10 protein-coding genes are annotated in these 13,504 nt (G+C 60.7%); 1 reads left to right on the top strand and 9 read right to left on the bottom strand.

All coding sequences use genetic code 11. From position 1 onward, the window contains the following. Positions 1–67: 67 nt before the first annotated feature. The 8 genes from cobA to ACA061_RS08855 form a co-directional block, all read right to left on the bottom strand. Positions 68–835, bottom strand: coding sequence for a uroporphyrinogen-III C-methyltransferase (cobA, locus tag ACA061_RS08820; RefSeq protein WP_497301184.1), 768 nt, complete (start codon positions 833–835; stop codon positions 68–70). 14 nt (positions 836–849) lie between these two features. Continuing rightward, positions 850–3,564, bottom strand: a complete 2,715-nt coding sequence (locus tag ACA061_RS08825; RefSeq protein WP_497301185.1) for a nitrate reductase — start codon at positions 3,562–3,564, stop codon at positions 850–852. Next, a complete protein-coding gene (gene nirD, locus ACA061_RS08830) occupies positions 3,564–3,881 on the bottom strand; it encodes a nitrite reductase small subunit NirD (RefSeq protein ID WP_042558503.1) in 318 nt (105 codons plus the stop codon). The genes ACA061_RS08825 and nirD overlap by 1 nt, the downstream gene beginning before the upstream one ends. Further along, positions 3,878–6,331: a nitrite reductase large subunit NirB gene (gene nirB / locus ACA061_RS08835; protein WP_150616740.1), complete on the bottom strand. Its 2,454-nt coding sequence runs from the start codon at positions 6,329–6,331 to the stop codon at positions 3,878–3,880. The genes nirD and nirB overlap by 4 nt, the downstream gene beginning before the upstream one ends. Positions 6,332–6,710: 379 nt before the next feature. Continuing rightward, a complete protein-coding gene (locus tag ACA061_RS08840; RefSeq protein WP_497301187.1) occupies positions 6,711–8,384 on the bottom strand; it encodes a bifunctional protein-serine/threonine kinase/phosphatase in 1,674 nt (557 codons plus the stop codon). Positions 8,385–8,391: 7 nt separating this feature from the next. Next, positions 8,392–9,603, bottom strand: coding sequence for a nitrate/nitrite transporter (locus ACA061_RS08845; RefSeq protein ID WP_042558506.1), 1,212 nt, complete (start codon positions 9,601–9,603; stop codon positions 8,392–8,394). Between the two features lie 324 nt (positions 9,604–9,927). Further along, positions 9,928–10,503 carry an ANTAR domain-containing response regulator gene (locus ACA061_RS08850; RefSeq protein ID WP_042558507.1) on the bottom strand — a complete coding sequence of 192 codons (576 nt, stop codon included), beginning with the start codon at positions 10,501–10,503 and terminating at the stop codon, positions 9,928–9,930. Between the two features lie 15 nt (positions 10,504–10,518). Beyond that, complete coding sequence (locus ACA061_RS08855) at positions 10,519–11,730, bottom strand: CmpA/NrtA family ABC transporter substrate-binding protein (RefSeq protein WP_150601347.1); 1,212 nt, start codon at positions 11,728–11,730, stop codon at positions 10,519–10,521. 235 nt (positions 11,731–11,965) lie between these two features. Here ACA061_RS08855 and ACA061_RS08860 point away from each other — a divergent pair, with 235 nt between their 5' ends. After that, positions 11,966–12,988: a quinone-dependent dihydroorotate dehydrogenase gene (locus tag ACA061_RS08860; protein WP_150616737.1), complete on the top strand. Its 1,023-nt coding sequence runs from the start codon at positions 11,966–11,968 to the stop codon at positions 12,986–12,988. 264 nt (positions 12,989–13,252) lie between these two features. Here ACA061_RS08860 and rmf read toward each other — a convergent pair whose 3' ends face one another. Next, entirely contained in the window at positions 13,253–13,468 is a 216-nt protein-coding gene (gene rmf / locus ACA061_RS08865; protein WP_003223300.1) for a ribosome modulation factor, read from the bottom strand. Positions 13,469–13,504 lie beyond the last annotated feature (36 nt).

Consider the following 13,504-nt stretch of genomic DNA (forward strand, 5'->3'; position numbering starts at 1 on the left):
CCGCTCTGAGAAAAGCCCGGCTTAGGCCGGGCTTTTCTTTGTCTGCGATTTGGTAAAGCGCCAGCACTTACAAGGCGTGTGCACTCCCAATGTAGGAGCTGCCGAAGGCTGCGATCTTTTGATCTTCTGCAACAGCAGCGACAGCACCAATCACCAGAATCGCCGGGCTCTTCAATTCAAAGACGCCGGCATCTTCTTCCATCGCCATCAAATCACTTCGGCACTCGCGCTGATGTGGCAGAGAGGCGTTTTCGATCATCGCTACCGGCGTATCCTTCGCCATCCCGCCCGCCAACAATTGCTCACGAATCTCGCCAAGCTTGGCCACACCCATGTAGATCACCAGCGTCGTTCCGCCTTGCGCCAGTGCCTGCCAGTTCAATTGGCTGTCATCCTGCGTATGCGCCGTCACCAGCGTCACGCCGCGCGCGACACCGCGCAGGGTCAGGGGGATATCGCACTGCGTCGCACCGGCCAGCCCGGCAGTGATGCCGTTGACCAGCTCGACCTCGACACTACGCTCGCGTAACCACTGAGCCTCTTCACCGCCACGACCGAAGATGCACGGATCACCGCCCTTGAGCCGCACCACGCATTTGCCGTGACGGGCGTAGCGCAACATCAGACGATGGATGAAGGCCTGCGGCGTCGAGCGGCAGCCACCGCGCTTGCCCACCGCAATGATTCGCGCGGCGGGGCAGTGTTCCAGCACGGCGTCGTTGACCAGGTCATCAATCAGCACGACATCGGCCTCACGCAAGGCGCGCACCGCTTTGAGGGTCAACAGTTCCGGATCACCAGGGCCTGCGCCCACCAACCAGACTTTCGCATTCATGGTGTCTTCCCTCATCAAATGACGGCAACCGGCTGCACGTTGGCAGCCAGCAAGCGCTTTATTTCCGGGACGCATGAGCCGCATTGCGTGCCGCATCCCAGTTGATTTTTCAAACCCTGCAGGTCAAGTCCTTGGCCAATACCCGCGCAGACTGCGTTGAAGCTGACGTTATTGCAGTTACACAAGGTTTTATCGCGACTGACCTGCGCCCCGGCGTTGCCCGGCGGCGCGCTCATTGGCGCCAGCAGCCAGCGTCGCAGTTGTTCATCCGCGCGACCTTCCAGCCACAAACCTTGCAGCCAGTGTTGTGCGAGGGTTTCGCCAGCCAGGCGAATCGCGGTAATCCGGCCGTTCTCAATGCGTACACGTTTGCCGATGGCCCGGCGCGGGTCGTCATAGGCCAATACAGGGCCGTCGATCAGCGACAGACATTGGTCGATCTCACCCAGCAACTGCGGGTCCGGTGCCGCGCCGCTGGCAGCGCGTATCAGCAATGCCGGACGTTCACGTCCGACGAGGCTCAGACTCACGTAGGAAAACGCCTCGCACAGTGGTCGTAGCGTCTCGAAGTGCCGTTGAACGTCACCCTCGATCAGTGCGAAGAGTTGCCACGGCAGATTGACCGGTTCCAGGCGCACACCGCTGTGCTTGAGTTCCGGTTGCCTGGACAACGGGTCGAAGGCTGGCTGCGTCAAGCTATTCACGCCGCCCTTGAGAAAACGATCGCCCCAGTGCATCGGCAAAAAAGCCTGGCCCGGACGCACACCGTCATCGCTACCCACCGCGACAATCACGGCGCCGCGACGACTTTTAAGATTGACCAGATCGCCTGACTGCAAACGGTGCCGGCGCAGTTCGTCCGGGTGCAGGCTCAATACCGCTTCGCTGACATGGCCGAACAGTTGCGCCGCCGTGCCGGTGCGGCTCATGCCGTGCCATTGATCGCGCAGGCGGCCGGTGATCAGCGTCAGCGGGAAGCGCGCATCACGCTGCTCCTTGGCGGCGCGGTAAGGGTCGGCAATGAACTGCGCGCGGCCATTCGCTGTAGGAAAAATACCGTCGCTGTACAACCGTGCTGTACCTTGCCGGGCGCCGGCGGGGAAGGGCCACTGTTGCGGCCCGATCTGGTCGATCAGTGCATGACTGATCCCGGAAAGATCCAGATCACGCCCGCGGGTGAGCAATTTGAACTCATCAAACAGCTGCGAAGGTTGATCGAAGGTAAACAGGCTCGGTCGTTGCGGGCGCAGACGTTTCTCCAGACGCTGTGCGAAATCCACCGTAATCGCCCAGTCTGGCCGTGCTTCACCCGGTGCGAGAATGGCTTTGCGTACGTGGGAAATGCGTCGCTCGGAATTGGTCACCGAACCTTCCTTCTCGCCCCAACTGGCGGCGGGCAGTAACAGGTCGGCGAATGCAGCGGTTTCAGTGGTGCGGAAGGCTTCCTGCAACACCACGAACGGACACGCCTCCAGCGCTGCGCGCACAGAGTGTTGATCCGGCATCGATTGCGCAGGGTTGGTGCAGGCTATCCACAACGCCTTTATCTTGCCGCTGCGCACCTGTTCGAACAGTTCGATAGCACTGAGCCCGGTGTTTTCCGGCAACCGATCAACGCCCCAGTAAGCCGCGACTTCAGCGCGGTGCTCGGGGTTGGCCGCGTCACGATGGCCGGGCAGCAGATTGGACAGACTGCCGGTTTCCCGCCCGCCCATGGCATTTGGCTGACCGGTGAGAGAGAAAGGTCCTGCACCCGGACGACCGATTTGCCCTGTGGCCAGGTGCAGATTGATCAATGCGCTGTTTTTTGCGCTGCCGGCGGTGGACTGGTTCAAACCCATGCACCACAGCGACAGAAAGCTCGGCGCAGTCCCCACCCATTCAGCGCATTGCTGCAGTTGCTCGACACTGATCCCGCACAGCTGCGACACCATCTGTGGCGAGTAATCGCGCACCAGACTTTTCAGCTCGGCCAGACCTTCGGTGTGGGCGGTAATGAAGTCGCGGTCGATCCATTCTTCCCACAACAGCAGGTGCAAAATCCCATGGAACAACGCGACATCGGTGCCAGGCAGAATCGCCAGATGCAGGTCGGCCAGATCGCAGGTGTCGGTGCGCCGTGGGTCGATAACGATGACTTTCATCTGCGGACGGCGCGATTTGGCCTCTTCGAGCCGACGAAAAAGTACCGGATGGGCGTAGGCCATGTTACTGCCGACGATCATCACGCAGTCACTGAGTTCCAGATCTTCGTAGCTGCACGGCGGTGCGTCGGCGCCGAGACTGCGTTTGTAGCCGACCACGGCTGAAGACATGCACAGGCGTGAATTGCTGTCGATGTTGTTGGTGCCGACCAGCGCCCGCGCCAGTTTGTTGAAGGCGTAATAATCCTCGGTCAGCAGCTGTCCGGAAATGTAGAACGCGACGCTATCCGGGCCGTGTTCGGCGATGGTTTCGGCGAACACATTTACCGCATGGTCCAGCGCCGTGTCCCAGTCGGTGCGGCTGCGCGCGAGGCCTTTGCCCAGGCGCAGTTCCGGGTATAACGCTCGGGCTGCGAGGTCGCCGGTCAGGTGCAGGGTCGAGCCTTTGCTACAGAGCTTGCCGAAGTTGGCCGGATGCGCCGGATCGCCACTGACGCCGAGGATGCGCTCGCCGTCATGTTCGATCAGTACGCCGCAGCCGACCCCGCAATAACAGCAGGTCGAGGCGGTCGTCTGGCGGTTCATCAGATAGCGTCCCGCAAGGCCAATTGCACACGGCCATTTTCAACCCGCGCCGCGTGATGGTGGGCGCATCCGATATCAGGCGCCTGGGCTTCACCGGATTGCAGGTCGATCTGCCAGTTGTGCAGCGGGCAGGCCACACGTTTGCCGTAAATCAAACCTTGTGACAGCGGACCGCCCTTGTGGGGGCAGCGGTCGTCGAGGGCGAAAACTTCGTCGTCACTTGTACGAAAAATCGCGATGTCACCTTTGGGTCCGGCAATGATCCGCGAACCGAGGGTATTGATCTCTTCCAGGGCACAGATATCGAGCCAGTTCATGCCGGCACCTCCAGGATTTTCACAGGGATCACGTCGAATTCTTTCTTCAGTTGCGGCTGCGCCAGGCGCTCTTTCCACGGGTCCTGCTCAAACGACAGGGAGAACTGCAGGCGCTCGTTCAAAGCTTTGCGACGTTCCGGGTCTTCAAGCACGGCTTTCTTAATGTGCTCCATGCCGACCCGTTGCAGGTAGTGCACGGTGCGTTCGAGGTAGAAGGCTTCTTCGCGATAGAGCTGCAAAAACGCGCCGTTGTATTCGCGGACTTCTTCGGCAGTTTTCAGCTTGACGAAGAATTCGGCGACTTCAGTTTTGATCCCGCCGTTGCCACCGATGTACATCTCCCATCCGGAATCGACGCCGATGATTCCTACGTCTTTGATCCCCGCTTCCGAGCAGTTGCGTGGGCATCCGGAAACCGCCAGCTTCACTTTGTGCGGCGACCACATGTTGAACAGGTCATGTTCAAGCTCGATGCCCAATTGCGTCGAATTCTGCGTGCCGAAGCGGCAGAACTCGCTGCCGACACAGGTTTTCACCGTGCGAATCGATTTGCCGTAGGCGTGGCCGGAGGGCATGTCGAGATCTTTCCAGACACCGGGCAAGTCCTGTTTCTTGATGCCCAGCAGGTCGATGCGCTGACCACCGGTGACCTTGACCATCGGCACGTTGTACTTGTCGGCGACGTCGGCAATTCGGCGCAATTCCGAAGGGTTGGTCACTCCGCCCCACATCCGTGGTACCACCGAGTAGGTGCCATCTTTCTGAATGTTGGCGTGGGCGCGCTCGTTGATCAGGCGCGATTGCGGATCGTCCTTGGCTTCGCCCGGCCACGTGGAAATCAGGTAGTAGTTGAGCGCCGGCCGGCACGTCGCGCAGCCGTTTGGTGTGCGCCAGTTGAGGTAGCTCATGGTGCCGGCGATGGTCAGTAGATGTTGCTCGCGGATCGCCTGGCGGATCTGGCCATGATTGAGGTCGCTGCAACCGCAGATGGCTTTTTCGCTTTTCGGTTTGACGTCTGCCGCGCCGCCGACGGTGTTGATCAGGATCTGCTCGACCAACCCTGCGCATGAGCCGCAGGAACTGGCCGCTTTGGTGTGTTTCTTCACCTCATCGACGCTGAACAGGCCGTGTTCCTGAATGGCTTTGACGATGGTGCCCTTGCACACGCCGTTGCAGCCGCAGACTTCGGCGGTGTCGGCCATGACCATGGCTTTGTCCTGGCCCTGATGTCCTACGTCGCCGAGGGCGTTTTCGCCGAACATCAAGTGATCGCGGATCTCGCCGATGGCGTGATTCTCACGGATTTGTCGGAAATACCAACCGCCATCTGCCGTATCGCCATACAGACAGGCGCCGACCAAAACGTCATCCTTGATCACCAGTTTTTTGTACACCCCGCCGATCGGGTCGGAGAGGGTGATGGTTTCGGTGCCTTCGCCGCCCATGAAGTCGCCGGCGGAAAACAGGTCGATGCCGGTGACCTTCAGTTTGGTCGACGTGACCGAACCCTGATAACGGGCGAAACCCAACTGCGCGAGGTGGTTGGCGCAGACTTTGGCTTGTTCGAACAACGGTGCGACCAGGCCATAAGCGATACCGCGATGGCTGGCGCATTCGCCGATGGCATAGATGCGCGGGTCGTAGGTTTGCAGGGTGTCGTTGACCAGAATGCCGCGATTGCACGGGATGCCGGCCTTTTCCGCGAGTTCTGTGTTGGGGCGGATGCCGGCGGCCATGACCACCAGATCGGCGGGGATGATGTCGCCGTTCTTGAATTGCACCGAACCGACCCGACCGTTACCGGCGTCGTGCAGGGCCTGGGTCTGTTCGCACAGACGGAAATGCAGGCCACGGGATTCGAGAGCGCTTTGCAGGAGTTGGCCGCTGGTCTTGTCCAGTTGCCGCTCCAGCAGCCACTCACCGAGGTGCACGACGGTGACGTGCATGCCGCGCAGCATCAGGCCGTTGGCGGCTTCGAGGCCGAGCAGGCCGCCGCCGATCACGACGGCGTGCTTGTGGGTTTTTGCGGTGTCGATCATTGCCTGGGTGTCGGCGATGTCGCGGTAACCGATCACGCCGTGCAAGGTGTTGCCGGGAATTGGCAGGATGAACGGCGTCGAGCCGGTGGCAATCAGCAGACGGTCGTACTCGGCTTCAGTGCCGTCCTCGGCAATCACCCGGCGCTTGACCCGGTCGATTTCCACCACTTTGCGGTTGAGCAGCAGCTTGATGTTGTTTTCCAGGTACCAGTCGAGGTCGTTGAGCACGATCTCTTCGAAAGTTTGCTCACCGGCCAGCACCGGCGACAACAGGATGCGGTTGTAATTGGTGTGCGGCTCGGCGCCGAAGACCGTGATGTCGTACAGCTCGTTGCTCAGCTTGAGCAGTTCTTCGAGGGTGCGGACGCCGGCCATGCCATTGCCGATCATCACCAGTTTGAGTTTTTTCATCAGGTTCTCCGGGGAGCTGCGGCTGGCCTCTTGTGGGCTTCAGGCCTTGCTCGAGAAATTTTGCGCAAACAAAAAAAAGGCGTCCCGCTAGTTGCCTAGCGAGGACGCCTTTGTCCTGGTCCCGTTCTCTCGGGGAGCACAACCTTCGTCGTTGAAGGTTGGGCTTTATGTGTGTGTTGAAAGGATTAATGCAGTGGTTGTGCCAAGTATTCCCAATCCCGTGATTACGGGACTTTTCTGCCAGGAATGGAATTTTTCTGCACTGTCTGGAGGCGTGTTGCGCGATTTTGAGGCGCAAAGTCAAAAGATCGCAGCCTTCGGCAGCTCCTACACGGGAATCGTGCACATCCTGTAGGAGCTGCCGAAGGCTGCGATCTTTTCAAGGCTGATGAAACAACAAAACCAGCAGCACCAGATTCCCCAACAACGCCACCAGTGCCATCGTCCGCCAGACCTTTACCGGCTCACGCTCCAGCAGTGGTCTGGGGCGTACGCTCAAACTGCGCCGCTCGCCTTGTTCCAGCACCAACAACCATTCTTCCGCCGTTTCAAAACGCTGTTGCGGATCGGCAGCAACACCGCGCTCCAGGCTCTGCGCCAACCACTCCGGCAGATCGGGGCGGTAGCGACTGGCACTGACCGGTAAGCCAAATCGCGGCCGTTGAAAGGCTTCGATCTCGCCATAGGGAAAATGCCCCGTGAGCAGGAAATACAAGGTCACGCCCAGCGCATACAGGTCCTGTTGAGCGCCGGGCGGGTCACCGCGAAAGGCTTCCGGGGCGATATAACTTGGGGTTCCCGGTAACGTCGAAACAGCGTCTTCGGACAGGCCGGGGCAATAGGCCAGACCAAAATCCAGCAGGCGCAATTCCCCATCGTCACCCAGCAGCAAATTCTCCGGTTTGATATCCCGGTGCAGAATCTGCCGTCGATGCAGCAGGCCCACTGCACGCAGCAGCCGCTCAGCCAGTTCCTGCCACTGCGCCAATGGCAACGGGCCGCTTCGCTGGAAAAGCTGCGCCAGGGTCGTCCCCGAATATTCCCGCATCACGTAGTACAAATGCTGACGCTGAAGGCACCCATGGACTTCAGGAAAATGCCGACCGGCCACGCGTTTCAGAAACCATTCCTCCGAAAGAAGCGCTTGCCCGGTCTGTGGATCATCGGCCAGTCGTGCGGGCAGGGTTTTCAGCAACCATGGCTGACCTTGGTCGTCGCGCACGCGATAGAGCAGTGATTGCTGACTCTGGCTGACAACTTCTTGCACTTGCCAGCCTTCGAAGGATTGCCCGGATTTCAGAGGCGGGGGCAACGGCCATTGCTGCAAATGCATCAGTGCATCGCCGATGCTCGCTTCACCGACGGCATCGATCTGCACCAGCAAGGCGCTGGCGTTGTCCTGGCTGCCGGCAAGATGCGCGGCGTTCACCAGTGTGTTTGCCGCGTTGTTCAGGTCTGGCTGGTCGCGCAGGATCGCCGCAATGGCGGTATCGCCCAAGGTCGACCACACGCCGTCGCTGAGCAGCACGAAACACTCGCCCGTGCGTAATTCGCCGTCGAGAAAATCCAGCACCAGATGCTGATCAAGCCCTAACGCACGCTTGAGCACATGCTGCATGCCCGGCTGCTCCCAGACATGATCGTTGGATATCCGCTGCAAGCTGTCGGCATGCCAGCGATAAACCCGGCAATCGCCTACATGGGCCAGGGTAAAGCGCCTACCGCGCATGACCAAAGCGCTGACAGTGGTGAGCAACGGTTGCCCACCGCCGTTGGCCTGCAACCAGCGATTTTGTGCCAGCAGCAGGCGATCCAGTGCCTGGGCCACGCTCCAGGTTTCCGGGGTGGCGTAGTAGTCGAGGGCCAAGGCTTGCAAGGTCGAGCGCGCAGCCAGTCCGCCATCGGCGCACTGGCTGACACCGTCAGCGATGGCGAACAGGTAACCCTTGCTCGCCGCCAGCGCCGGTGCTGGCGTGACTAGACGCAGGGCGTCCTGATTCTCCGCGCGCGGGCCGGTGGCGCTGGCTTCGGCGAAACTCAGTTGCAGGGCCATTCAGTCCTCAGACTCGAGCCGCAGTCACGGCAGCCGAACCCCAGGTGGTTCTCCAGCGACGTTTGACGCCGTGCAGGCCAAACCACGCCAGCACGCCAAGGCTTGCGAACAACCACAGGGCCAGTTGATAGCTGCCGGTGCTTTGTTTGATCGCGCCCATGCCTGCCGCCAGCGCGAAACCGCCGATGCCGCCAGCCATGCCAATCAACCCGGTCATCACGCCGATCTCAAGACGAAAACGCTGCGGCACCAGTTGGAAAACCGCCCCGTTGCCTGCCCCCAAACCGAGCATGGTGCAGACGAAAAGTGCCAGCGCCGCGTAGGAACTTGGCAGATTGAAGCCGACCGCTGCGATGCAGATAGCCGCCACGGTGTACATCGCCAACAAGGTGCGAATGCCGCCGAAACGATCCGCCAGCGCACCTCCCAATGGCCGCATCAGGCTGCCACCGAACACACAGGCAGCGGTGTAGTAGCCGGCGGTGACCGGGCTCAAGCCGTACTGATCGTTGAAGTAGCCGGGCAGGGCGCTGGCCAGGCCGATGAAGCCGCCGAAGGTGACGCTGTAGAAAAACATGAACCACCAACTGTCGCGGTCACCGAGGGCTTTGAAGTAGTCGGCCATGGACTTGGCTTTCGGACGTTGCGGGGCGTTTTTTGCCATCCAGGCGAACAGCACCAGCGTGAGGATCAATGGAATCACTGCGAAGCCGAAGACGTTGCTCCAGCCGAAGGATGCGGCCAGTACCGGCGCGAGCAGTGCAGCGAACACGGTGCCCGAGTTGCCCGCGCCGGCAATGCCCATGGCTTTGCCTTGATGCTCAGGCGGGTACCACTGCGATGCCAGCGGCAGCGCTACGGCGAACGAAGCGCCGGCCATGCCGAGGAACAGACCGAGGATCAGCGCCTGTTCGTAACTGTGAATACCGAGTTTCCAGGCGCCGAACAGCGCGCAGATGACGATGACCTGGCCGATCAGCCCGGCGGTTTTCGGCGACAACCGATCCGCCAGCATGCCCATCGCGAAGCGCAGTACGGCGCCGGCAAGGATTGGCGTGGCGACGACCAGCCCGCGCTGTTGCGTGGTCAGGTGCAGGTCGGCGGCAATCTGCACCGCCAGCGGGCCGAGCAGGTACCAGACCATGAAACTCAGGTCGAAGTAGAGGAAGGCCGCGAACAGGGTCGGGGTATGGCCGGATTTCCAGAAGCTTTTATTCATCGCGCACCTCAGCTGTAAAGAGTCTCGAGAAGGAGTCATGAGTCAGCAAAGTGGGGCGCCGCCACGGCCGCACCACCGGCCCCGGGCTGTGGGGCCAAAACGCAAAAACGCCGCTACCTGATTCGCCGGGAGGGGCGAGCGGGTCAGCGACGTCTTTGTCGTAGGTGGGGCAACCGCCGTTGGTTACCTGTATGGAATGCTTAGCGAGATTTGTGCCAAGGCTTAAAGATCGCTGCCTCGTTGCACTCGAAAGCTCCTACAGGGGGAGCATCGAACTCCTGTAGGAGCGGCCGAAGGCTGCGATCTTTTGATCTTGCTGGTTATTCAGCCGAGTAATTCACTCATGGCAATAATCTGCTCCGCCACCTGAATCAGCTTCTGCTGGCGGCTCATGGCCTGGCGCCGCATCAGGGTGTAGGCCTCTTCCTCATTGCAGTCCTTCATCTTCATCAACAGTCCCTTGGCCAGTTCGATGCGCTTGCGCTCCGCCAGTTGCTGGTCGCGGGCGTGCAACTGCGCACGCAACGCCTGATCACTTTCAAAGCGCGCCATTGCCACATCGAGAATCGGCTGCAAGCGTTGTGCGTGAATGCCTTCGACGATGTAGGCACTGACCCCTGACTTGATCGCCTGACGCATCACGCCGGGGTCATGTTCGTCGGTAAACATCACGATCGGGCGTGGCTGGTCGCGGCTGACCAGCACCACTTGCTCCATTACATCGCGGCTCGGTGACTCGGTATCGATCAGGATGACGTCCGGGCGCACCGTTTCGACGCGTGCGGGCAGGTCGATGGTCAGGCCAGACTCGTCAATTACCTCGAAACCGGCCTCGGTCAGCGCGGCTTTCAGGCGTCCGACTTTTTTCGCTGTGTCGTTGATCAGCAGAATGCGCAGCATGTTGGCGGTCTCCTGTCAGCGGCGGGCGAGAAGGGGAGCGTCGTCGCTCAGAGCGTGCAGCTTGAAGCTGCGCGCATAACCGGCCGGATCGCTGCCGTCCCAGACCTTGCCGTCGAGCAACTGACTGCTGCGCATGTCCGTGCCCCACGCGGCAACACCAACCGCGGTCGCCGCGTCGCGATAGAGGCCCAATTGCTGGACCTGACGCGCCACGGCGAGGTAATCCGGGTCTTCGCGCAGCAAACCCCAGCGGCGGAACTGGGTCATGAACCACATGCCGTCGGAGAGATAAGGCAGATTGACTTCGCCATTGCCGTGAAAGCGCAAGGCGTGAGGGTCCTGCCAGCGATTACCGAGGCCGTCGGCGTAGTCGCCGAGAAAGCGCGGTTCGATGCACGAAACCGGCGCGTCGAGATAATCCGGGGCGCTGAGCAATTGCGCGGTGCTGCGGCGATTTTCCGGGCTTTCTTCGATGAATCGGCTGGCTTCGAGGATCGCCATCACCAGCGCGCGCGCGGTGTTCGGGTATTGCTCGACGAAGGCGCGGGTGCAGCCGAGGACTTTTTCCGGGTGATCGGGCCAGATGGTCTGGCTGGTGGCCAGCGTAAAGCCGAGATCCTGCTGCACCGCGCTGGCGGCCCACGGTTCGCCGACGCAAAAGCCGTCGATTCGTCCCGCTTGCAGGTGCGCAACCATTTGCGGCGGCGGCACCACCACGCTGTCGACATCCTGTAACGGATGAATGCCCTGGCTCGCCAGCCAGTAATAAAGCCACATCGCGTGTGTGCCGGTCGGGAAGGTCTGGGCGAAAGTCAGTTTTGCGCGGGATTGGTGCACGTGGCGATCCAGCGCTTCAGGACTGCTCACGCCGAGGCTTTGCAGGCCGTGGGACAGGTTGAGGCTCTGACCGTTTTGGTTGAGGCCCATCAACACGGCCATGTCGGTGGATGCGACGCCGCCGATGCCCAAATGCACGGCGTAGATCAAACCGTACAGGCTGTGGGCGGCATCGAGTTCGCCGCTGACCAGTTTGTCGCGCAAGTTGGCCCATGAAGTCTGGCGCTTGAGGTTCAGGGTCAGGCCATAAGGTTGAGCGAAACCCTGAGTGGCGGCCACCACCACCGAGGCGCAATCGCTCAGGGCCATGAAACCAAGGTTGATCGCAGTCTTTTCCGGAGCATCGCTGCCGTTGACCCAGGCCAGCGGCCCGACGGAGGGTTCATTCATCGCATGCACCTGCAAAAGCCGCCTTCAAAAAAAACGCCGCCACCGGTTTTGCGCAGGCAAAACCCCATGACGACGCCATTGTCCCGGCCCGTACGCCGTCATTGGCGAGCGGGCTGATGGCAAGAAGGGTGCAAGGCATATGCCAGTCGCGTCGATTTGCGCGTGCGCCTCGCGCGGTGGGTCGATGCCCGGCTATAATCGCCGCCTCTTTTCGCCGCCCGAGTCATCGCCGCCCATGTACACCCTGGCCCGTCAGCTGTTGTTCAAACTTTCCCCGGAAACCTCCCACGATCTGTCGCTGGATCTGATCGGCGCGGGTGGGCGTTTGGGCCTCAACGGTCTGCTGTGCAAGGCGCCAGCGAAGGTGCCGGTGACGGTCATGGGCCTGGAGTTCCCCAACCCGGTGGGTCTGGCGGCGGGTCTGGACAAGAACGGCGCGGCCATCGATGGCTTCGCGCAGTTGGGTTTCGGTTTTGTCGAAATCGGCACCGTGACCCCGCGTCCACAACCGGGCAACCCGAAACCACGGATCTTCCGCCTGCCGGAAGCCGAGGCGATCATCAATCGCATGGGCTTCAACAATCTGGGTGTGGATAACCTGCTGACGCGGGTAGCCGCGGCCAAATACAAGGGCGTGCTGGGCATCAACATCGGCAAGAACTTCGATACCCCGGTTGAACGCGCGGTTGACGATTACCTGATCTGCCTGGACAAAGTCTACGCCCACGCCAGTTACATCACCGTCAACGTCAGCTCGCCGAACACCCCGGGCCTGCGCAGCTTGCAGTTCGGCGATTCGCTCAAGCAGTTGCTGGCTGACCTGGCCACTCGTCGCGCCGAACTGGCGCTGCGCCATGGCAAGCATGTGCCGCTGGCGATCAAGATTGCCCCGGACATGACCGACGAAGAAACCGCGCAGGTCGCGCAAGCGCTGATCGAAACCGGGATGGACGCGGTCATTGCCACCAACACCACGCTGAGCCGTGTAGGCGTTGAAGGCATGGAGCACGGTGACGAGGCGGGCGGCCTGTCCGGTGCGCCAGTGCGGGACAAGAGCACCCACACCGTGAAAGTGCTGGCGGCTGAGTTGGGTGGGCGTTTGCCGATCATTGCGGCGGGCGGGATTACTGAAGGCAAGCATGCTGCTGAGAAGATCACTGCGGGTGCCAGTCTGGTGCAGATTTACTCGGGCTTCATCTATAAAGGCCCGGCGCTGATTCGTGAATCCGTCGACGCCATCGCCGCCCTGCGCAAATAACCCAGGCTGTCCCGGTCAATGTAGGAGCTGCCGAAGGCTGCGATCTTTTGATCTTGATGTTGATTTTAAAAAAACAGGATCAAAAGATCGCAGCCTGCGGCAGCTCCTACAGGGGTAGTCGGCAGACATTCGAAAGGCAAATCGACCGGGCATAAAAAAGGGCTCCTCGAAGGAGCCCCTGGGCCGTAGCCCGCCGTCCGGGAAGGACGTGCGTGGTTAATGCGTTACAAATTCAGATTGTCGTGTCGGAATAAATGCCCTGTGTCAGCCGACGGCGTGAAGTTCGTTGAGTCTGTGGATTCCCGCAGTGCCGGTCATACCGTCCCAGTTGTCGCCGCGTCCTTCTCGCCAGCCGTTAATCCAGGCTTGGCGTACCGACGGTAGAGTAAATGGGCAAAGCTCACGGGATTTGCCACCAACGCCATATTGATATCCGCGCAAAAATGCTCTTTCCAACGGATCACGCTTAAGTCTTCTCATAGGGTGTTTCCCTCACTTGTTGACTGTATGTGTCGC

This window comes from Pseudomonas sp. LBUM1668 (assembly GCF_059695715.1).